Origin of the sequence: Marinobacter sp. CP1 (assembly GCF_001266795.1) — a bacterium.
In the GTDB taxonomy this organism is placed as follows: Bacteria; Pseudomonadota; Gammaproteobacteria; order Pseudomonadales; family Oleiphilaceae; genus Marinobacter; species Marinobacter flavimaris.
Genome location: NZ_CP011929.1, coordinates 4,635,383 through 4,655,971, shown reverse-complemented (window position 1 = coordinate 4,655,971; position 20,589 = coordinate 4,635,383). Strand labels below are relative to the sequence as shown.

17 protein-coding genes are annotated in these 20,589 nt (G+C 56.8%); 7 read left to right on the top strand and 10 right to left on the bottom strand.

Features of this window, described 5'->3' with window-relative positions; translation table 11 throughout:
• The 5 genes from ACP86_RS21440 to gloB all read right to left on the bottom strand — a co-directional run bounded on the left by ACP86_RS21440 (window position 1) and on the right by gloB (window position 6,626).
• A complete protein-coding gene (locus ACP86_RS21440; protein ID WP_008171717.1) occupies window positions 1-1,029 on the bottom strand; it encodes an ABC transporter permease in 1,029 nt (342 codons plus the stop codon).
• On the bottom strand, window positions 1,026-2,111 hold the full coding sequence (locus tag ACP86_RS21435) for a microcin C ABC transporter permease YejB (RefSeq protein ID WP_008171714.1): 1,086 nt from the start codon (window positions 2,109-2,111) through the stop codon (window positions 1,026-1,028). Before ACP86_RS21435 ends, ACP86_RS21440 begins: the two co-directional genes overlap by 4 nt.
• A 15-nt stretch (window positions 2,112-2,126) precedes the next feature.
• Complete coding sequence (locus tag ACP86_RS21430) at window positions 2,127-3,950, bottom strand: extracellular solute-binding protein (protein ID WP_039881892.1); 1,824 nt, start codon at window positions 3,948-3,950, stop codon at window positions 2,127-2,129.
• Window positions 3,951-3,962: 12 nt separating this feature from the next.
• Complete coding sequence (locus tag ACP86_RS21425) at window positions 3,963-5,663, bottom strand: LysM peptidoglycan-binding domain-containing protein (RefSeq protein WP_008171711.1); 1,701 nt, start codon at window positions 5,661-5,663, stop codon at window positions 3,963-3,965.
• A 168-nt stretch (window positions 5,664-5,831) separates the two neighbouring features.
• On the bottom strand, window positions 5,832-6,626 hold the full coding sequence (gene gloB, locus ACP86_RS21420) for a hydroxyacylglutathione hydrolase (RefSeq protein WP_008171709.1): 795 nt from the start codon (window positions 6,624-6,626) through the stop codon (window positions 5,832-5,834).
• A 96-nt stretch (window positions 6,627-6,722) separates the two neighbouring features.
• Here gloB and ACP86_RS21415 point away from each other — a divergent pair, with 96 nt between their 5' ends.
• The 5 genes from ACP86_RS21415 to ACP86_RS21395 all read left to right on the top strand — a co-directional run bounded on the left by ACP86_RS21415 (window position 6,723) and on the right by ACP86_RS21395 (window position 11,315).
• The gene (locus ACP86_RS21415) at window positions 6,723-7,517 is read left to right on the top strand and encodes a class I SAM-dependent methyltransferase (RefSeq protein ID WP_014577168.1); all 795 of its coding nucleotides are present in this window, start codon (window positions 6,723-6,725) and stop codon (window positions 7,515-7,517) included.
• A gap of 28 nt (window positions 7,518-7,545) precedes the next feature.
• Window positions 7,546-7,989: a ribonuclease HI gene (gene rnhA, locus ACP86_RS21410; protein ID WP_053115362.1), complete on the top strand. Its 444-nt coding sequence runs from the start codon at window positions 7,546-7,548 to the stop codon at window positions 7,987-7,989.
• A 38-nt stretch (window positions 7,990-8,027) separates the two neighbouring features.
• Window positions 8,028-8,738, top strand: a complete 711-nt coding sequence (gene dnaQ, locus ACP86_RS21405; protein ID WP_053115361.1) for a DNA polymerase III subunit epsilon — start codon at window positions 8,028-8,030, stop codon at window positions 8,736-8,738.
• A gap of 218 nt (window positions 8,739-8,956) precedes the next feature.
• Window positions 8,957-10,663, top strand: a complete 1,707-nt coding sequence (locus ACP86_RS21400; protein WP_053115360.1) for a hypothetical protein — start codon at window positions 8,957-8,959, stop codon at window positions 10,661-10,663.
• A 4-nt stretch (window positions 10,664-10,667) separates the two neighbouring features.
• Entirely contained in the window at window positions 10,668-11,315 is a 648-nt protein-coding gene (locus ACP86_RS21395) for a hypothetical protein (protein WP_008171698.1), read from the top strand.
• A 63-nt stretch (window positions 11,316-11,378) separates the two neighbouring features.
• Here ACP86_RS21395 and ACP86_RS21390 read toward each other — a convergent pair whose 3' ends face one another.
• Window positions 11,379-11,693 carry an SCP2 sterol-binding domain-containing protein gene (locus ACP86_RS21390; protein ID WP_008171697.1) on the bottom strand — a complete coding sequence of 105 codons (315 nt, stop codon included), beginning with the start codon at window positions 11,691-11,693 and terminating at the stop codon, window positions 11,379-11,381.
• Window positions 11,694-11,924: 231 nt separating this feature from the next.
• Between ACP86_RS21390 and sohB the strand changes: the two genes are divergently transcribed.
• Window positions 11,925-12,986 carry a protease SohB gene (gene sohB / locus ACP86_RS21385; RefSeq protein WP_014577164.1) on the top strand — a complete coding sequence of 354 codons (1,062 nt, stop codon included), beginning with the start codon at window positions 11,925-11,927 and terminating at the stop codon, window positions 12,984-12,986.
• A 23-nt stretch (window positions 12,987-13,009) separates the two neighbouring features.
• Window positions 13,010-14,008, top strand: coding sequence for a YhdH/YhfP family quinone oxidoreductase (locus ACP86_RS21380; RefSeq protein WP_053115359.1), 999 nt, complete (start codon window positions 13,010-13,012; stop codon window positions 14,006-14,008).
• Window positions 14,009-14,082: 74 nt separating this feature from the next.
• On the opposite strand, the gene ACP86_RS21375 is transcribed toward ACP86_RS21380, so the two are convergent.
• The 4 genes from ACP86_RS21375 to metH form a co-directional block, all read right to left on the bottom strand.
• Window positions 14,083-14,589: a DUF934 domain-containing protein gene (locus tag ACP86_RS21375; protein ID WP_008171689.1), complete on the bottom strand. Its 507-nt coding sequence runs from the start codon at window positions 14,587-14,589 to the stop codon at window positions 14,083-14,085.
• Window positions 14,582-16,234 (bottom strand): nitrite/sulfite reductase, encoded by a 1,653-nt coding sequence (locus ACP86_RS21370; protein ID WP_053115358.1) that lies wholly within the window; start codon window positions 16,232-16,234, stop codon window positions 14,582-14,584. Before ACP86_RS21370 ends, ACP86_RS21375 begins: the two co-directional genes overlap by 8 nt.
• Window positions 16,235-16,594: 360 nt before the next feature.
• On the bottom strand, window positions 16,595-16,831 hold the full coding sequence (locus ACP86_RS21365; protein ID WP_008171686.1) for a DUF2970 domain-containing protein: 237 nt from the start codon (window positions 16,829-16,831) through the stop codon (window positions 16,595-16,597).
• Between the two features lie 33 nt (window positions 16,832-16,864).
• Entirely contained in the window at window positions 16,865-20,563 is a 3,699-nt protein-coding gene (gene metH, locus ACP86_RS21360; protein WP_008171685.1) for a methionine synthase, read from the bottom strand.
• Between the last annotated feature and the right edge of the window lie 26 nt (window positions 20,564-20,589).

Sequence of the window (20,589 nt, the reverse complement as noted above, 5' to 3'; positions counted from 1 at the left end):
TCAGCTCTTCCTCGGATCGAAGGCATCGCGTACGGCTTCACCCACGAACACCAGCAAGGTGAGCATCAGCGACAGCGATACGAAGGCGGATATGCCCAGCCAGGGCGCATGCAGGTTGGCCTTGCCCTGGGCAATCAGTTCCCCCAACGAGGGTGAACCGGAGGGCAGACCAAAGCCCAGGAAATCCAGGGAGGTCAGGCCGGTAATTGCCCCCGTCAGAATGAACGGGAGGAAGGTCAGTGTGGCTACCATGGCATTGGGGAGTATATGCCGGAACATGATTTTGCGGTTGTCCAGACCCAGTGCACGGGCAGCTTTGACGTATTCGAAGTTACGGGCACGCAGGAATTCCGCACGGACCACATCCACCAGCCCCATCCAGCTGAACAGCAGCATGATGCCCAGCAGCCACCAGAAGTTTGGCTGCACAATGCTCGAGAGAATGATCAGCAGATACAGTACCGGCAGGCCGGACCAGACCTCGATAAAGCGCTGGCCCAGTAGATCAATTTTGCCGCCGTAAAAGCCCTGGATGGCGCCGACCACTACGCCGACAATGCAACTGGCGATGGTCAGGGTAAGGCCGAACAGAACCGAAATGCGGAAGCCATAGATCACCCGGGCTGCAACATCCCGGCCCTGATCGTCGGTCCCCAGCCAGTTCTCTGCACTCGGCGGCGCCGGTGACGGAACCTCGAGATCGTAATTGATGGTGTTGTAGCTGAACCGGATCGGTGGCCAGACCATCCACCCGTTGGCGCTTATCTCATCGGCGATAAAGGGATCGCGATAATCGGCTTCCGTGGGCAGGAAACCTCCAAAGGTTTCTTCCGGCACGGATTGGACCACCGGGAAGTAGAGGTCGCCTTTGTACGACACGACCAGCGGTGAGTCGTTGGCAATGAGCTCGGCGACCAGTGACAGGCCGAACAGGGCGAGAAAAATCCACAAAGACCAGAAACCCCGGCGGTTTTTCCGGAAGTTCCGCAGGCGCCGCTGTTGGATCGGAGTCAGAGACCGGAAACTCACGCACCCTCCCGGCTTTCAAAATCGATCCGCGGATCGACCAGGACGTAGGTAATGTCGCTGATCAGCTTCAGGATCAGGCCCATCAGGGTGAAGATATACAGGGTGCCGAAGATCACGGGATAGTCGCGGTTCAGGGCCGCCTCGAAACCGAGCAGCCCGAGCCCGTCGAGGGAGAAGATCACTTCAATCAGCAGGGAGCCCGTAAAGAACAGAGCGACAAGGACGCCTGGCAGGCTGGCAATCACGATCAGCATGGCATTGCGAAATACGTGGCCATACAGCACTTCTTTCTGGTCCAGACCCTTGGCGCGGGCGGTTACCACGTACTGCTTTCCGATCTCATCCAGGAAGGAATTCTTGGTAAGCAGGGTCAGGGTGGCAAAACCGCCGATCACATTTGCGGTGACGGGCAACGCCAGGTGCCAGAAGTAATCCCCGATTTTCTGGTACCAGGTAAGCTCGTCGAAATTCGAAGAGGTCAGGCCCCGGAGCGGAAACCAGTCGAAATAACTGCCCCCGGCAAACAACACGATGAGCAGTATCGCGAAGAGGAAGCCCGGAATGGCGTAGCCCACCACAATGGCTGAGCTGGTCCAGACATCGAACCTGGAGCCGTCTGTAACGGCTTTCCGGATGCCCAGGGGGATGGAAATAAAATAGATGATCAGCGTCGACCACAGCCCCAGGGAGATCGAAACGGGCATTTTATCGATTATCAGGTCGATGACGCTTTTTTCCCGGAAGAAGGAATCACCGAAGTTGAACGTGGCGTAATCGCCAAGCATCTTGAAGAAGCGTTCGTGAGCAGGCTTGTCGAAGCCATACATGACTTCGATTTCTTTCAGAAGCTCATCGGGTATGCCGCGGGAACCACGCGTGTCGCCGGAAGAGTCGGCTACCTCGCCACCTGTTCCACCACCGGAAGCCCGGGCCAGCGCGCTGCCGCCGTGGCCTTCCATCTCAGCGATAAGCTGCTCAACGGGACCACCGGGGGCCGCCTGCACAATGACAAAGTTGAGCAGCATGATTCCGATCAGCGTGGGGATGATCAGCGCCAGACGCCTGAGTATGTAGATGCCCATTTGGCGGCGTTTTCCTCAGGGCTTCGCCCACCAGTTGTCCAGATCAATGCCGTTTTTCGGCGTCTCGGCTGGACGTTGCAGATGGTTCCAGTAGGCGACACGGTCGCTTCTCAGGTGCCAGTGAGGAATCACATAATAGTGGTGCAGCAGAACCCGGTCCAAGGCGCGAACCCGGTAAACCAGTTCCTCTCGGTTTGGCGCCTGAATGACCATGTTCACAAGCTCGTCGATCACCGGATCGCTCACGCCCATGTAATTCCGTGAGCCTTTGGCATCCACGGTGGATGAATGCCAGTATTCCCGCTGTTCATTGCCCGGGGAATCCGATTGGCCGAACACCTGGGTGATCATATCGAAATCGAATTCCCGCAGGCGCTGGATGTACTGGTTGCTGTCCACGAGGCGTACGGTCACATCGATACCGAGACGGCCGAGGTTGTTCTTGAAAGGCAGAACCACCCGCTCGAAGCTTTTCTGGAACAGCAGGATTTCGAACGCCAGTGGTTCGCCGGTTTCGCCGTGTACCATCTTGCCATCGCGGATGATATACCCGGCGGACTTGAGCAGACCCAGAGCCGTCCTCAGATTCTCGCGGAGGCCCTGCTGGCCTTCGGTGGTGGGTGGCTGGTACTCCTCGGTAAACACATCATCGGGCAACTGATCCCGGTAAGGTTCGAGTATTTCCAGTTCACGGCCGGTGGGGAGACCCGAGGAAGCGAGATCGCTGTTTTCAAAGTAGCTGTCAGTACGGGTGTACTGGTCGAAGAAGAGGTTCTTGTTGGCCCACTGGAAGTCGAAACCATAGGCCAGCGCTTCACGAACCAGCGGGTCGGAAAACACCTTTCTGCGGGTGTTGAAGGCAAAACCCTGCATGCCTGAAGGCCGGTGATGCTCGATGGCTTCCTTGATGATCGTGCCGTTTTCGAAACGCTCCCCGGTGTAGGCTGTGGCCCAGTTCTTGGCAGAAGACTCCAACCGGAAATCGAAACTGCCGGCCTTGAACGCCTCCAGCGCCACGGTGTCATCGGTGTAGTAGTCGTAGGTGATCTGATCGAAGTTGAAGCGGCCATTCCGGACGCCAAGATCCTGTGCCCAGTAATCGTCAACCCGTTCGTAAGTAATCGACCGGCCTGCTTCGAAGTCACCAATCCGGTAGGGGCCACTGCCCAACGGCGGGTTGAGGCCATTCTTGCCAAATTCGCGATCGGCCCAGTAGTGTTGGGGCAAAATGGGCATCTGGCCGAGGATCAGCGGCAGCTCCCGATTGCTGGTTTCCTTGAAGTCAAAACGTACTCGCTGAGGGCTTTCTATCGTGACTGTTTCGACGTCAGCGTAGTAGTTCCGGAAGAAGGGGTGCCCCTGGGTAGTAAGCGTGTCGAAGGAGAATTTCACATCCTCAGCGGTAATGGCTTCGCCATCGTGGAACCGCGCCTGTTCACGGATATTGAAAACCACATAGCTCCGGTCTTCGGGTGTCTCCAGGGATTCGGCAATCAGGCCGTAGGCCGAAAAGGGCTCATCGTCAGACGACTCAAGGAGTGTGTCATACAGATAGTTGCTGATGCCCGCGGCGGCAACACCCCGGATATCAAAAGGATTGAATGAGTCGAAGCCGTTGGCAACAACCGCCATTTTCAGGGTGCCGCCTTTCGGGGCTTCCGGATTCACGTAATCGAAGTGGCTGAACCCGGCGGGGTATTTGGTGTCCCCGTGCATGGCAATGCCATGGGCTGGCATTGCCTCGTCGGCGACGGAAAAGGGTGAGATAAGCGGTGTGGCAATAAGTGCCAGGGCTGATAAAAACGACGTAAGGGATGAGGCTTTCCGTGTTCTTGTCATAAGTCTCGCACGTCAGGGACTGTTTCGGATATCAACGTAGAGTACCAGACTTTGCCCGGGTTGCAGATAACGGGCGGTATTCAGATCGTTCCAGCTTGCGATGTCCCGCACATTCACGGAAAACCTGCTGGCAATCCGGGCAAGGGAGTCGCCTTTGCGCACCCGGTAGCCTACTTTCCGAACCATAGCCTTGCCACGGCCACTGTTGGCTGCCACAACCGTCGGCTGACTGGTTTTGGACCAGATGACCAGTTCCTTGCCGGGTATCAGCGGATCGCCCGGCGCCATACCGTTCCAGGCAGCAACTTCACGTACGGACACCCGGTGCTCGCGGGCAATGTCCCAGAAGGTGTCGCCCTTGCGCACCGTGTAACGAACCTTGTTACCGTCCCGCTTACGCTCCTGTTTGCGCTCAAGGCGCTGGGAGGCGCTCAGGGCGTAAGCATCGCTGCCCTTGGAAGCAAAGGGAATCATCAGGCGCTGGCCAATTCGTATCAGGTCGCTGTCCAGATTGTTGACCTGCTGCAGCACTGACGGCGTTGTGGAGAACTTGCGGGAGATCGAATTGAGACTGTCTCCGGATTTGACTTCGTAGTTGCGCCAGGACACCCGTTGATTGGCTGGAATTTCAGCCAGGGCGGCACGGAACGTCTCCGCATTCCCAACCGGAACGAGCAACCGGTGAGGTCCATCCGGCGAAGTTGCCCAGCGATTGTAGGAGGGGTTCAGGAGGTAGATCTCGTCGACATCTACTCCGGCCAGTTCTGCCGCCTGGGCAAGGTCGAGCTGGGAGCCGGTATCAACAACTTCGAAGTAGGGTTCGTCTTTCAGCGATGGCAGTTCGATGCCATAGGCCTCGGGATTGTCGAATATTTTCGCCAGAGCAATCAGTTTGGGGACGTAGTGTCTGGTCTCCCGGGGCAGGTGAAGAGACCAGAAGTCTGTCGGCTTGTTGGCGTTCCGGTTGCGGCGCATGGCGCTGGAAACCGTGCCGCCGCCGCTGTTGTAGGCGGCAAGGGCGAGCGTGTGGTCGCCATCAAACCGGTTTGCGAGGCGCTCGAGATAGGTCAGGGCAGCGTCGGTTGCGGCGATGACGTCACGACGGTCATCGTGCCACCAGCTCTGTGTCAGGCCAAAGTATTTGCCCGTGGAGGGAATGAATTGCCAGAGACCGGCCGCGCGCCCATGGGAGTACGCAAACGGATCGAACGCGCTTTCAACAACGGGGAGCAGAGCATATTCGGCAGGCAAGCCCCGCTTTTCGGTCTCGTTGACGATATAGTGAAGGTAGCGACTGCCGCGTTCCACAACCCGGTCAATGTAGCCGGGATGTCGGGCATACCAGTTCAACTGGTCCCGAACCCGTTCATTGTCGATATCGTGATCCAGAACAAATCCTGAGCGCAGTCTTGCCCACAGATCTTGCTCAACTGCCTCCGCCTCAGCGGTTTTCTGAACCGGATTGTCGAGCTTCTCCCGGGCATCCCTGGCAGCATCCTTCAATTCCGGAGCAATAGCTTCGTCCAGCGGCTCGTCGCGGGCAGCGTCACGGTTTTCTCCGGTCTCGACAGCTTTCTTGAGCCCTTCATCGCCCGCGGCGACCGTGACTTCCTGTGTGTTCAGCGGGCTTTGCTCTCCCTGGCTGATCAGGCTGGTGCAGCCACTTGCGAGGGCTCCGGCGAAAAACAAAAACGACAATCGTCTGGCCGACATAACAGCATCCGGGTTCAGGTTGAGGCCGGATTCAGCATCTGAAACTCCGGCATATTGAACAATTTACGGTCACAATTTTGAAATGATTCTATGGGACCGATTAAAAAGGGGTCAAGAAACCTCTCGTTACGGCTCTGAGAGGATTTGTTAAGTGCGTATCACCAGGCGTCAGAAATTATCCTTGCCGTGGCGAATGGCCGCAAAAATAGCGTTATCGGAATCGGCGGGCAGGCCGCGGCTTGAGCAATAGGCCCGGGCGGAGTCCACTACCGCCGGATCATCCCACCGCAGAAACGGATTGAGCCGTTTCTCGTTCTCGAGGATTGAAGGAACCGTCGGTTCTCCTGCATCGCGGGCGGCCTGACACTCCTGCTCGAACGTCCGGAGACCTTCGTCTTCCGGCAACCAGCTGCGGGCAAAGCGCAGGTTCGCGAGGGTGTACTCGTGGGCGCAGTAAACGGCGGTCTTGCCAGGCAGCGCCCGGAGGGTCTGAAGAGACTGACGCATCTGCTCCGGTGAGCCCTCGAACAGACGTCCGCATCCACAGACAAAAAGGGTATCGCCACAGAAGAGAACCGGCCGACCATTTACCTCGACGTCGGTGAAGTAGGCAATATGATCGAGAGTATGGCCGGGAACGCCCAGGACCTGGAAGGTGATATCTTCCCAGATCACCTCGTCACCGGGATGAACCAGGTTGGTACTGCCTTTGTAGGGCGAATCCGCGGGGCCCGTTACCCTGCAATCCGGAAAACGGGAGAGCAATTCTTTGACACCGCCGACATGGTCCGGATGATGGTGGGTCACCAGAATGGTATCCAGGGTCAGTCCGTTCTCGGCCAGATGGTCCAGGACCGGTTGGGCCTGGCCCGGGTCCACGATCAGCGCCTTGTCGCTGGCGGTGTCGGAAAGGCACCAGATATAGTTGTCACTGAAGGCGGGTATGGCGGAAATGGTCAGCATAGGGCCCCACATGTGCTTATCGAATGTGACTGATATGATAGAGCATTAAATACAAGGCCCCAACCATGGGAAAGGGCTTCCTGGAGTGGCGCATTGGTGAGTGAATCCGAGGCAGTTGATTATTCCGCCAGACATGAGAGCTTTGAGCGCTGGTTCCAGACCCCGCTTGGTCGGGCACTGTTGGCCGACCAGAGACGCTTTGTCGACGCCGAGCTACAGCGTCTGACAGGCGCCAGGCAGTTGCAGGTGGGGATCAGCCATCGGCTGCCATTGGCTACCGGCACGGATTTTTCCCAGAAGATCATGACAGCGCCAAGATGGTATCCCCATATTCCGGATGGAGTCGCCATCTGCGATGCCGACGAGCTGGCCTTTCCCGGTGACTCGATGGATCTTGTTGTGCTGCATCACACGGCCGATTTCTCTCCTTACCCTCACCAGGTGATTCGCGAGGCGGCGCGCGTGCTCCGGGGAGAGGGCACGATGGCGCTGTTTGGTTTTAACCCTCTGAGCCTCTGGGGCGCGCGCAAACTGATCTCCAGGAGCAGCGAGGGCCCGTGGGGCGGTCGCTTCCTCTTGCGCGGACGCATGGAAGACTGGCTGCACTTGCTGGGCTTTAATGTCGAAGCGTCGATTACCCGGTTTTTCAGGCCACCACTGCAGCGCAGTGGTCGCAAGCCGACGAGCCGGATTGACAACCGTTTGTCCGGAAATCGACTCCTGCCAGTAGGCGCCTATTACTGTATCCTTGCCAAAAAACGCGTCCACGCCCGGTTGCCAAGGCGCCCCGTCTGGCGCCAAAGCAAGGTGATTGCCCTGCCGGGCACCGGTACCGTTGGCGCCTCCCGAGGTTGCAGCCGCAGTGGCTCGCCGATTAACAGACCGAAGTGAATCACCGAAAATTAAATCAGGAGGCTGAATGGCCGGCAAGGTAACCCTCTATACGGATGGCGCCTGCAAAGGCAACCCCGGGCCCGGCGGCTGGGGCGTGGTTTTGCGCTATGGCGACAATCGAAAGACCCTGCACGGCGGGGAGACGAATACCACGAACAACCGCATGGAATTAATGGCAGCCATCCGTGGTCTGGAGGCCCTGAAGCGCCCGTGCGAGGTGGAGCTGTTTACGGATTCGCAGTACGTGCGTAAAGGCATTACGGAATGGATGGCAGGCTGGAAGCGGAACGGCTGGAAGACCTCCGCGAAAAAGCCCGTGAAGAACGAAGATCTCTGGCGCGAGCTGGATGCAGAAGTGGCCCGGCACCAGATTAACTGGCACTGGGTAAAAGGGCACTCTGGTGTTCCTGACAATGAGCTGGCGGATGAACTGGCCAATCGCGGCGTCGACGAGCTTTCCGGCGCATAGATTCAGAGCGCATAAATACAGATAACCAGGTACAGGCAATGAGACAGATCGTACTGGATACAGAAACCACGGGTATCGACCCGGCCGAAGGTCACCGGATCATCGAGATCGGTTGTGTTGAATTGATGGAGCGCCAGCTCACCGGCCGCAACTACCATGTCTATATCAACCCGGACCGGGAAGTAGAGGCTGAGGCGATCACCGTTCACGGCATCACCAACGAGTTTCTTGCCGACAAACCCCGTTTCGCGGAAATCGCCGATGAGTTCTTCGAGTTCATCAAGGGCGCCGAGCTGGTTATCCATAACGCTGCGTTCGACCTCGGCTTCATGGACTCGGAATTCGCCCGTCTCAAGCCGGTACGGAAAACCGCGGACCACTGCGGAATCGTGGACTCCCTCGCTATCGCAAGGGCCCGTCACCCGGGGCAGAAGAACAACCTTGATGCGCTCTGCAAGCGCTACGGTGTGGACAACAGCAACCGTGACCTCCACGGCGCGTTGCTGGATGCGGAGATCCTGGCCGATGTTTACCTCCTGCTTACCGGTGGCCAGACCGCGCTGTCACTGGATGCCGGATCCGAGAACGGCGGCGGTAACGGCGGAATTCGAAGGCTGCCTGCTGACAGAGCGCCTCTGTCGGTGGTTCGTGCTTCCAGTTCAGAGGCCGAAGCCCACGAAGAGTTCATGTCCCTGCTCGAAAAACAGGCGGGCGAAACTGTGTGGGGTAAACTCCAGAGCCCGGAATGAGAACTGGGTCGGGCTGTACCAAATGTTACATTCCGCCTTTCTTGAGGTACTTGAGTTTTATGTTATAAGTAATGATAAGTTCGCCAGTTTTTTGCGAACTGGCTTTGGCCGGAAAAGGGGTTAGCCGGCCCAGAACAAAAAGGCCTGGTACGCGACAGCCGGACCAGTGACCACCAAAGAGGATGCGGTAGTCTCCGCAACATTAACGGGAAGCGTTTATGGTTCAGTCGTCTCTCGCGACGAAATCGCAGTCGTTTGATCTGGTCAAAGGTGAAATAGAGCAGACCATCAAGCAGGCAGAATCCAGCCTTGAACGCTTTCAGGAAAACCGCGAAAGGGGTGAGGATCTCCAGAACTGTGTTGATTTCATCAACCAGTTGCGGGGCATTTTTATTCTGGTGGAGCTGCGGGGCGGAACCCTGCTGTGCCAGGAAGCAGTAACTATGGCCAACGACGTTCCCGTTGGCGCTAATGACGACAAAAACATCCTCCTTACTACCCTCAATAGCGCTCTGTTCATTCTTCGGCGCTATGTCGAGTACTATCATCAGCAGCGCGAAGACCATCCCGAGCTGTTGCTTCCCGTGATCAATGACCTCCGAGAGGCCCGCCGGGAAAAACCCTATCCCGAATCCTGTTTTTTTGATGTCGATGTCAAAGAGAGGCCGGATTTTTGTGCCGGTTTGTCATTGCAGCCGTTTGAAGGCAATGAGGCGGATTACGAAGTCATGGCGCGTCGCATGCGCCTGACCTTCCAGGTTGCGCTTTTGGGAATTCTTCGCGACCGGAACGATGTGGTAAACAAGAAATTGATTGGCCGCGCTTCGAGAGGACTTGCCCGCCTTTGCCAGGGCGCACCTATGGGGCAGATGTGGTGCCTTGTCGGCATTGTTGCGGACACCATGCTTGATCGCGCTATGGTCTTTAACAAGGCCCGCAAGCGCATGTTCATGCGGATCGAGAAGTACGCCCGGGAAGTGGTGTACGTGGGCAAGGTTGCCACGGGTAAAGACGCGCCGGATTCGCTGATTCGGGATCTGGTCTATCTGCTGTACCGCAGCGGGTCTGCTAACCCTGAAGTTACCGAGGTGTTATCCGCTTACCATCTCGCGCCGGCGGATTTTCCGGATTCTATGCTGGAAGCCCATGCGCGCAGGTTGTACGGTCCTGGCAGTGATGTCCTTAAATCCCTGTCAGAAGCGCTGCAGGATGAACTGAACCAGTTGAAGGACAAGCTGGACATCATTGAACGCGGTATCGAGCCGGATCTGGCGGAGCTGTCTTCGATTGCCGATGCCCTCGAACGACTGGCCAACACTTTGGTGATGCTTGACCTGAACAAGCTGGCGGGCGTTTCAAGAGAAGAGGCGAGCAAGCTTCGGGGTTGGGAAGCAGAATCTCGCTTGCCAGGTGATGATGAACTGTATCGACTCGCCGATTCCGTCCTGGGAATCGAAGACGCCGTCATGCAGATCGTGACCCGCGGCATCACGTCGGAAACCGACGCGTTGGCCGGTGGTGAACGCAAGCGGGAGGAGTCTGTCTACCTCCGTGAGGCGCTCTATGTCGTGGCTGACGAAGCCCGTGGGGCATTGACCCTGGCAAAGCGTGCAATCACCGCTTTTATCGAATCCGACTACGACAAACTGCATCTTGCCAATCTGCCTGCAACCCTGCACAGCATCTGGGGTGGCCTGCAAATGGTGAATGATCCTGGAGCCGCCGGGGTTCTCGAGCGGGTTGCGGCTTCAATCCAGGAGCGCTTGCTGGATGCGAAGGAAGCGCCAGCCGCCCAGGTGCTCGAGGCGCTGGCGGACGCTCTGACTTCGCTGGAGTACTACATCGAGAGTATTGGCAAAAGCGAAGACCGCAACGTAGATCTACTGAAACTGGCTGAATCGTCGCTGGACGATGTAGGTTTGTAGTTCCATGTCCCACACGCTCGCTATCATTGTACTGGCCGCTGCCGGCGCTGTGATGGTTATAGCGGGCCTGCTGTTTTTCAGGCACCCCCGATGGTTGCTCACCTGGATTAAAGGAACGGCGGTTTTCGGTGTCATTCTGGCCGGTTTATATGTCCTCGTGATTGCGGTAAATCTGAGCAGCTATCATTCACTGGTAGGCTTGCAGACCGCGGCAAGCATCTCCACCCAGAGACAGGCCGAACAGATCTGGCAGGTTTCCCTTCAGAGTCAGGATGGGTTGTCTGTGGTGAGAACGCTGCAGGGCGATCAATGGCAGATTGACGCCAGGATTCTCCGTTTTACCGGCCCCTTCCGTTGGCTTGATATCGCTCCCGGTTACCGGCTCGAGCAATTGAGTGGGCGTTACACGTCGCTTGAGCAGGAGAGGTCGGCTCCGAGGACTTCCATAGGCCTCGCTGAAGGCATCTGGCCTGATCTCTGGCAGTGGGACCGTCAATTCAACTTGCCGTTTGTGGAGGCCGTGGACGGAAGCATGACGTTCATGCCAATGCGGGATGGGGCTGTTTTCGAGGTAAAGCTATCCTCTTCGGGTCTGGTTGCTGTTCCGGTAAACGAGCAGGCGAGGGAAGCCGTGCAGTTCTGGAATCAATAGATTCTCGGGCATAAAAAAAGCCTGCGTCGAGACGCAGGCTTTTTTGTGCTTGACGGGGGGCAATCAGCCCATCTTGAACAGTTCGCCCAATTTGGTTGCCAGCATCATATCGCCTTCGGCGCGCAGTTGACCTGCCATGAATGCCTGCATGCCGTCGGTCTCGCCTGAAACGATGCCCTGCAGGGTTTCGGAGTTCATGATCAGGGTAACGGATGGATCGTCATGGGCGCCTTCGTGCATTTTGCAGGTGCCGTCATTAATAACGAGGTGGTAGGTCTTGTCGTCCTCGATGTCGAACTGGAATACCAGGTCCAGGCCTTGAGCTGCGTCTGCGTTGAAATTCTGTTCGAGTTGTTCAAATACCTGAGCTACAGACATTGTTTTACCCTTTTGATGGTTGTCTAGTCATGATCACGACGGCTTGATGTCCCTGGCTGCACGAGCCTGATCGGGTGCCCGGGTAGAGCCGACCTCGCAATCCGACTTTATGGTGAGTGGTCGGCCCTGTCAAGATCGATCGAACGCTTGTTTTAATTTTTTTGCTCTCCTTATCACCATAAATTCGGTAAGTTACACTCTTGTTCCCGCACACTGAGTTGGAGAAGCACTTTGGAGTTCCTGACAGAATACGGTTTGTTTTTGGCCAAGATCGTTACTTTCGTGGTGGCGGCCCTGGTAGTGATCTCTGTCATCATGTCCGCGGCCCAGAAGGATCGGGGCGATCATGAGGGCGAGGGAGAACTCAAGATCCGGAAACTCAACGAGAAATACGAAAAGCTGCGTGAAACGATTCAGTCACGGCTGATGTCTGATCACCAAAGAAAGGTGTTCCAGAAGGCCCGGAAAAAGGCTCAGAAGGCGGAGAAGAAAGCGGCCAAGGCCGCGAAGAATACCGATGAGCAGGATGACAGTCGTGGTCGCGTCTATGTTCTGGATTTCGACGGCGATATCAAAGCCAGCGACACAGATCCGCTTCGCAGGGCAATTACTGCGGTGCTGAGTATTGCCGATCCGGAAAAAGACGAAGTGGTTATCCGCCTCGAAAGCGGTGGTGGGCTGGTTCATTCCTATGGCCTTGCGGCCGCCCAGCTGGACCGGATTCGCAGCAAGGGTCTTCGCCTCACCGCCTGCGTTGACAAGGTGGCGGCCAGTGGAGGCTACATGATGGCCTGCGTCGCAGACAGGATCGTTGCTTCGCCCTTTGCCATCCTGGGCTCGATCGGTGTGGTTGCCCAGCTTCCGAATTTCCATCGTTTCCTCAAGAAGAACGACGTGGACTTCGAAGTGCTCACCGCTGGAGAGCACAAACGCACCATGACTATATTTGGTGAAAACACCGATAAAGGACGACAGAAATTTCTGGAAGATCTTGAAGACACTCACGGTCTTTTCAAAGAGTATGTCAGCGAACGCCGGCCGGACCTGGACATTGCAGCCGTTGCCAATGGAGATATCTGGTTCGGCAAGCGAGCGCTCGAAGTGAAACTGATCGACGAGATCAAGACCTCCGACGAATATCTCATTGAAGCCTGCGACCGGGCAGACGTAGTCTCAGTGGCATATCAGCGCAAGCGGACCCTTCCGGAAAAACTCGGATTGGCCACCAGTTCGGCGCTTGAACACACTGTCTGGAAAGTCCTGGGCGCCTTCCGCAACCAGAAGTTCCAGTAGACCACCGAAAGCGGAGAAGAATGATGACCACCAATTCCGAATTCAAGGCCTGGCGCGTTGAAGAGCAGAACGGCGAGTATGTCGGTGCGGAGAAATCTTTGAGTACTGCCGACCTTCCTGATGGTGACGTCCTGATACGGGTAAGCCACTCTTCTCTCAACTACAAGGATGCGCTGTCGGCTTCCGGCAATAAGGGCGTTACCCGTTCCTTTCCCCATACCCCGGGTATTGATGCAGCAGGAGAGGTCGTCGATTCCGCCACTGGCAACCCCTCGAACGGCAGTCCGGTTATCGTGACCGGGTACGACCTGGGCATGAATACAGACGGCGGTTTTGGCGAATACATCCGCGTACCTGCCGCCTGGTGTGTTCCCATGCCGGAAGGATGGAACGCTCGTACCGCTATGATCTATGGCACCGCCGGCCTCACCGCCGGTCTCTGTGTTCAGAAGCTTCTGACTATGGGCGCCAAGCCGGAGCAGGGCAAAGTCGCTGTTTCAGGAGCCTCCGGTGCCGTTGGCACCGTTGCGGTGGAACTGCTTGCCAAACTTGGGTTCGACGTCGTCGCCATAAGCGGCAAGGCCGACCATGCAGACGATCTCAAAGCTCTTGGGGCTAAAGAAGTTGTGGGTCGTGAAACCCTGGCCGAGGATAAGAAACCCCTCGTTAAACCGGCATTTGCGAACGCTGTCGATACGGTGGGTGGTAGCCCATTGGCCGAACTGCTCAAGCAGATCAAGCCTGGTGGCTCAGTATCCTGTTGTGGTCTCGTAGCCGGTCCGGGCCTTCAGACCACCGTGCTGCCGTTTATCCTGCGAGGCGTGAATCTGCTGGGTGTCGATTCGGTAGAGATTCCCCTGCCAGAGAAAGAAGCGGTATGGAAGAAATTCTCCGGGGAGTGGGCGTGTCCGAAGACCGAAGCGTCTGCCCGGGATATCGGTCGCAGTGAGCTGGATGGGGCGCTGAAGGCGTTCTTGAAAGGTGAATCAGCCGGCAAGATTGTCCTGGATCACTCTAAATAAGAAGCGACTCCAACCGATAAGATGGAATAGAAGAGAGGGAAAAGCCCCTCTCTTCGTACTCTAAAGCTTGATAACTAGGAGGCCCGACGCCGGAACAGCGGGATCTCCGTATCGGTCGCGGCCTGGTAGCCCTGGCTGAAGAAGTTCAGGCACCGCGCAGCTTTGTTGATGTCCTTGTCAGCCCGAAGGACATAAGCATCGAATCCGCAGCGCTTCATGAACTGCAGCTGATCCAGCAACACGTCTCCAATCGCCCGAAGCTCATTCTTGTAGCCGAAACGTTCACGCAGTAGCCGGCCAATGCTGTAACCACGCCCGTCACTGAACTTCGGAAAATTCACAGCAATTACCGGCAGTTCGTTCACCCGACCGTCCAGAATCTCCGGCTCGTCGTGGCTGTCGAACCACACGCCAATCTCCTGCCGTCCGGTAAAATGCTCATAGCCTGCCAGCCAGAGATCCGCAGGGATTAACGCCGGCTGGTCCGCCGGAATATCCAGCGATTCGCCCTCGGCGGGGCGGGGCACCACTACCCAGTTGTCCTGGCGGATGCTGCCATCCGGAGAAATAACGTTAGGCATAAACCCGCTCCTTGAATGGATCAATTCCTACGCGGCGATAGGTGTCTAGGAAGGTTTCCTCTTCCGTGCGCTTGTCCACGTAGACATCAATGATCTTTGAAATCACCTTGGGCATCTCATCCCGTGCAAAGGAAGGCCCCAGAATCTTGCCGATTGAGGCATCATGATGGGACGACCCGCCCAGACTGATCTGATAGAACTCCTGGCCTTTCTTGTCGACACCGAGAACACCAATGTTGCCGACGTGGTGGTGACCGCAGGCATTCATGCACCCGGAAATGTTCAGATCGATATTGCCCAGGTCGTACAGGTAATCCAGATCATCGAACTGCCGCTGGATGGCCTCGGCCACCGGGATGGACTTGGCGTTGGCCAGGGCGCAGTAATCACCGCCGGGGCAGCAGATAACATCAGTCAGGGTATTCAGGTTCGCGGTACCGAAACCCATGGGCGTAATCGCCTGCCACAGTTCAAACAGCCGATCCTGGCGCACATCGGCCAGCACCACGTTCTGTTGGTGAGTGACCCGGATTTCACCGAAGCTGAACTCGTCTGCCAGATCGGCAATCTGTTCAAGCTGCTTGTCACTGACATCGCCAGGAGGAGTGCCGGTTTTCTTCATCGTCAGGGAGACGATGGCATAGCCTGCCTTCTTGTGGGTGTCCACGTTGTGGGTCAGCCACTGGTCAAAGCCCCGGTTCTCAAATCGCTGGCTGGCCAGCAGGTCCGTGGCATTGTCGATAGCCGCGTAATCCGGTTCGGTAAAGTAGGCCTGGATGCGTTGAATCGCCTCGGGCGTCAGCCGGGTCGGGGATTCCTTGATATGCTGCCACTCTGCTTCCACCTTTTCAGCAAAGCCCTCAGGGGTCAGAGCCTTCACCAGAATCTTGATCCGGGCCTTGAACTTGTTGTCGCGCCGACCGTATCGGTTATAGACGCGAAGCACGGCCTCCAGGTAGGTCAACAGATCCAGTTCCGGCAGGAAATCGCGAATTACCGGCCCGACCATGGGCGTACGGCCAAGACCACCGCCCACGTGTACCCGGAAACCGAGATCGCCGGCCTCGTTGCGTACCATCTGAAGCCCGATGTCGTGCACCTGGATGGCGACTCGATCGGTTTGCTCGGACGCGTTTACGGCAACCTTGAATTTCCGCGGCAGGAAGGCAAATTCCGGATGGAACGTGGACCACTGGCGAATGATTTCGCAGTAGGGCCGCGGATCCGCAATCTCGTCCGACTGAACACCGGAGAACTGGTCTGTGGTGGTATTACGAATGCAGTTGCCGCTGGTCTGGTTGGCGTGCATTTCCACTTCAGCGAGTTCTGCAAGAATGTCGGGAACGTCTTCCAGCGCCGGCCAGTTAAGCTGCACATTTTGGCGAGTGGTGAAGTGCGCATAGCCTTTGTCGTAGTCCCGGGTGATTCGCGCAAGCCGGCGAAGCTGGTCTGAGCGCATCATGCCGTAAGGAACACAGATCCTGAGCATGGGGGCAAGACGCTGAACGTACAGGCCGTTCTGCAGGCGAAGGGGAAGAAACTCGTCTTCAGCCAATTCTCCGGCCAGCGCTCTTTCTGTCTGGTCACGGAACTGGGCAACCCTCTCGGCAGCCATTTGCCGATCGTGTTCATCATATACGTACATAGTGGGAAGATCCTGCTTGAAAGCGACATATCCAGGCCGACGGCCTTATATCTGACGGGAAGGATAACAGCGGGTTTTTATTCTTAAAATGATTATTTCAAAATATGTTTATCGACTCAGGCGATAAGCAGAAGGAACAAGGGACTGGACGAATATCAATTAACTGCTTAACTTGGAGGATGACGTTAGCAGTGTGCGCTGCTGCCGTGATAACAAGAAAAACACGAGACAAAAACTCGGAAAGAGGAACAGACATGAAAAAGACCGCACGTTCTGACAGTCAGGCCGATGCCGTTGCCGCAGTTCTGCTGGTGGTTCTTGCCGTGGCTTTCGCGGTGGTCTGGGTAGCTGGCCAGTAGTCTACTGGCTCGCCAGGACCAGATTTACAATAACGATCAGGCCTACAACAAAGCTGGCTGTGAACAGAATGCCGGCAATGATGTAAGGCCAGGGGCTATGGCTTGAAAAGTCCTCTTCCCGGCGCTTGTCGGACTGAACTCCGAACGCGCCTGCGAGTATGCTTTGCATGACTTTCAATACGCCAGGTCCACGCGGCTTTTTTTCGTCCCGTTTTTCCGCTTCTGAAGATTCAGTCATACATCCGCCCCTGATCTGTGCTTCACCCGAAGCTTACTCTGCCGGATCGTACGCCAGGCTTGGCGCAAGCCAGCGTTCTGCCTCGGCCTTGGAAATGCCTTTGCGTTCAGCATAGTCCTCAACCTGGTCAGCGCCAATTTTCCCTACCGCAAAATACTTGGATTCCGGATGCGCAAAGTACCAGCCGGAGACGGCAGCGGTCGGGAACATGGCAAAGTGCTCGGTCAACTCAATGCCTGCAGTATCAGTGGCCTCAAGCAAATTGAACAAGGTTGCCTTCTCCGTGTGGTCCGGGCACGCCGGGTAGCCGGGTGCCGGACGTATTCCGCGGTACCTTTCCTTGATCAGGTCATCGTTGGCCAGCTTTTCATCAGCGGCATAGCCCCAGAACTCCTGGCGAACCCGCTCGTGCATCCGCTCGGCGAAAGCTTCTGCCAGGCGGTCGGCCAACGCCTTCACCATAATCGCGTTATAGTCGTCGTTGGCATCTTTGAACTCTACCGAGAATTCTTCTGCACCAATGCCGGTGGTGACCGCGAAACCGCCCACGTAGTCCACCGTCCCGGAGCCTTCAGGCGCGACAAAATCCGACAGCGCCATCATGGGTTTGCCCGGTGCCTTTTCATCCTGCTGACGGAGGTGGTGCAGAGTAGTCAGCTCCTCGGTGCAGGATTCGTCCGTGTAAAGCACAACATCGTCACCGCGGCGGTTGGCTGGCCAGAAACCGATGACGCCACGGGCAGAGACCCGCTTTTCATCAATCATCCGGTGCAGAATCTTCTGGGCATCGTCAAAGAGGTGGCGGGCAGCCTCGCCACGCTTCGGGTCATCAAAAATGGCCGGGTACTTGCCAGAAATATCCCAGGACATGAAGAACGGCGTCCAGTCGATGTAGTCCACCAGCTCGTTGAGGTCATATTCCTCGAACACCCGGATGCCGGTGAAAGCCGGCTTTGGAGGCTGGTAGCCTTCGAAGGAGATGTCGGGGGCGCGATCACGAGCTTCCTTCAGGGAAACCAGCTTGGTGCGGTCACCCCGGTTCTTGCGGCGCTCGCGGATTTCGTCATATTCAGTTCGGGCGGCTTCCACAAACTCGGGCTTCGCATTCTTGCTCAGAAGCTGGGATGCGACGTTCACGCAGCGGGATGCGTCCGACACGTACAGCGCGATGTCGTTCTTGTACTGGGGCTCGATTTTTACCGCGGTATGCGCCTTGGAAGTTGTTGCGCCACCGATCATCAGCGGAATGTTGAAATCGAGTCGTTGCATCTCGCGAGCCACGTGGACCATTTCGTCCAGAGACGGTGTAATCAGACCGCTCAGACCAATAAGGTCGACATCGTGTTCTTTTGCAGCAGCGAGGATCTTGTCGCAGGGCACCATCACACCCAGGTCAATCACCTCATAGTTGTTGCATTGCAGGACCACTCCCACGATGTTCTTGCCGATATCATGGACATCGCCCTTTACCGTGGCCATCAGGATCTTGCCCTTGGCTTTCTGGTCTTCCGTTTTCTCCGCTTCGATGTAGGGAATCAGGTGTGCAACAGCCTGTTTCATGACGCGGGCGCTTTTGACCACCTGGGGCAGGAACATCTTGCCATCGCCGAAGAGGTCTCCGACCACGTTCATGCCATCCATCAATGGGCCTTCAATGACCTCAATGGGATGTGTGGCTCTCTGGCGGCAGGCTTCGGTATCGTCCACGATATAGGTGGTAATGCCTTTGACCAGTGCATGTTCCAGGCGCTTCTCCACCGGCCATTCACGCCAGGCCAGGTCTTCCTCCTGGGTTTTGCCGCCTTTGCCTTTGTAGCGTTCGGCGATCTCAAGGAGCCGGTCGGTGGAATCATCACGGCGGTTCAGGACAACATCTTCCACCAGCTCTTTGAGCTCCGGATCGATTTCATCGTAGATCACCAGTTGGCCGGGGTTCACGATGCCCATGTTCATCCCCGCCTTGATGGCGTGGTAGAGGAACACCGAGTGGATGGCTTCACGGACTACATCATTGCCGCGGAACGAGAAGGACACGTTGCTCACGCCGCCGGAAATTGAGGCGTGGGGCAGGTTTTCCCGAATCCAGCGGGTGGCGTTGATGAAATCCACCGCGTAGTTGTTGTGTTCCTCGATGCCTGTGGCAATGGCAAAGATGTTCGGATCAAAAATGATATCCGCCGGGTTGAAGCCGATGCCGGTCAACACGTCGTAAGAGCGCTTGCAGATCTCGGTCTTGCGCTCGTAGGTGTCTGCCTGGCCCTGTTCGTCAAAGGCCATTACCACCACGGCGGCGCCATAGCGCATGCAATCTCTGGCGCGCTTGACGAACTCCTCTTCGCCTTCCTTGAGACTGATGGAGTTCACAACCGCCTTGCCCTGGATGCAGCGCAATCCTGCTTCGATCACATCCCACTTGGAGGAGTCGATCATGATCGGCACCCGGGAGATATCCGGCTCGGAGGCGACGAGGTTCAGGAAGGTGACCATCACCTCTTTCGACTCCAGCATGCCCTCATCCATGTTGATGTCGATGATCTGGGCACCGTTTTCCACCTGATCACGGGCGACGCTGAGGGCCTCTTCGTATTGCTCTTCCTTGATCAGACGCAGGAAGCGCTTGGAGCCGGTGACGTTGGTCCGCTCACCCACGTTGATAAACAGAACATTGTCGTCGCCTGTGAACGGCTCAAGGCCAGAAAGACGCAACGCTTTCGGGCGTTCGGGAATCTTCCGGGGCGGGTACTTGGACACCGCCTGGGCGATGGCTTCGATGTGATCCGGCCGGGAGCCACAGCAGCCACCGATGATGTTCAGAAAACCGTCACGGGCGAAGCCTTCGATGATCTCGGCCATTTCCTCGGGTGTCTGATCGTATTCACCAAACTCGTTGGGAAGGCCGGCATTCGGGTGGGCGCTGACATAGGTTTCCGCCTTTGCAGACAGCTCTTCCACATAAGGTCGCAGGGCGTCGGCCCCCAGTGCGCAGTTCAGGCCAACGGATATGGGTTTGGCGTGGGCCACCGAATTCCAGAAAGCCTCGGTGGTCTGACCGGAAAGGGTTCGGCCGGAGGCATCGGTAATGGTGCCGGAAATCATGATCGGCAGGGTGATGCCGCTGTCCTCAAAATACTGCTGAGTGGCGTAGATCGCCGCTTTCGCGTTCAGCGTATCGAAAATGGTTTCAATCAGGATCAGGTCGCAGCCGCCTTCGACCAGGCCTCCTACCGCTTCGTAGTAGTTATCGACCAGGGTCTGGAAATCGACATTGCGGTAGCCCGGGTTATTGACATCCGGTGAGATGGAGGCGGTCCGCGATGTCGGCCCGACGGCACCGGCAACAAATCGCGGCTTTTCCGGGTTTTTCGCGGTGTACTCATCCGCGATCTGCCGGGCCAGTTCGGCTGCGGCCACGTTCAGTTCCCTGGCAATCGCTTCCAGCCCATAGTCCGCCTGGGAAAGCTGGGTGGAGTTAAAGGTGTTGGTCTCGATAATGTCTGCGCCGGCGTCCAGGTAGTCCGCGTGGATGTTGCGGAGCAGGGCGGGCTGGGTCAGGTTCAGCAGGTCATTATTGCCCTGAACTTCCCGCTCGTAGTCGGCAAACCGATCGCCACGGAACGCCTTCTCGTCCAGCTTGAGATTCTGGATCATGGTGCCCATGCCGCCATCAAGGATCACGATGCGTTCCTGCAGGGCCTTGTGGAGCTGGTCGAGACGGGTGGTGCGATCGGTCATAGGTTTACTTCCGGATGTCGTTAAAA

Bases quoted from the DNA above. Each gene is read 5' to 3' on its own strand.
- ACP86_RS21435 (WP_008171714.1), bottom strand. From the start codon at position 2,111: ATGGGCATCTACATACTCAGGCGTCTGGCGCTGATCATCCCCACGCTG.
- ACP86_RS21430 (WP_039881892.1), bottom strand. From the start codon at position 3,950: ATGACAAGAACACGGAAAGCCTCATCCCTTACGTCGTTTTTATCAGCC.
- ACP86_RS21425 (WP_008171711.1), bottom strand. From the start codon at position 5,663: ATGTCGGCCAGACGATTGTCGTTTTTGTTTTTCGCCGGAGCCCTCGCA.
- gloB (WP_008171709.1), bottom strand. From the start codon at position 6,626: ATGCTGACCATTTCCGCCATACCCGCCTTCAGTGACAACTATATCTGG.
- rnhA (WP_053115362.1), top strand. From the start codon at position 7,546: ATGGCCGGCAAGGTAACCCTCTATACGGATGGCGCCTGCAAAGGCAAC.
- dnaQ (WP_053115361.1), top strand. From the start codon at position 8,028: ATGAGACAGATCGTACTGGATACAGAAACCACGGGTATCGACCCGGCC.
- ACP86_RS21400 (WP_053115360.1), top strand. From the start codon at position 8,957: ATGGTTCAGTCGTCTCTCGCGACGAAATCGCAGTCGTTTGATCTGGTC.
- ACP86_RS21395 (WP_008171698.1), top strand. From the start codon at position 10,668: ATGTCCCACACGCTCGCTATCATTGTACTGGCCGCTGCCGGCGCTGTG.
- ACP86_RS21390 (WP_008171697.1), bottom strand. From the start codon at position 11,693: ATGTCTGTAGCTCAGGTATTTGAACAACTCGAACAGAATTTCAACGCA.
- ACP86_RS21380 (WP_053115359.1), top strand. From the start codon at position 13,010: ATGACCACCAATTCCGAATTCAAGGCCTGGCGCGTTGAAGAGCAGAAC.
- ACP86_RS21375 (WP_008171689.1), bottom strand. From the start codon at position 14,589: ATGCCTAACGTTATTTCTCCGGATGGCAGCATCCGCCAGGACAACTGG.
- ACP86_RS21370 (WP_053115358.1), bottom strand. From the start codon at position 16,234: ATGTACGTATATGATGAACACGATCGGCAAATGGCTGCCGAGAGGGTT.
- ACP86_RS21365 (WP_008171686.1), bottom strand. From the start codon at position 16,831: ATGACTGAATCTTCAGAAGCGGAAAAACGGGACGAAAAAAAGCCGCGT.
- metH (WP_008171685.1), bottom strand. From the start codon at position 20,563: ATGACCGATCGCACCACCCGTCTCGACCAGCTCCACAAGGCCCTGCAG.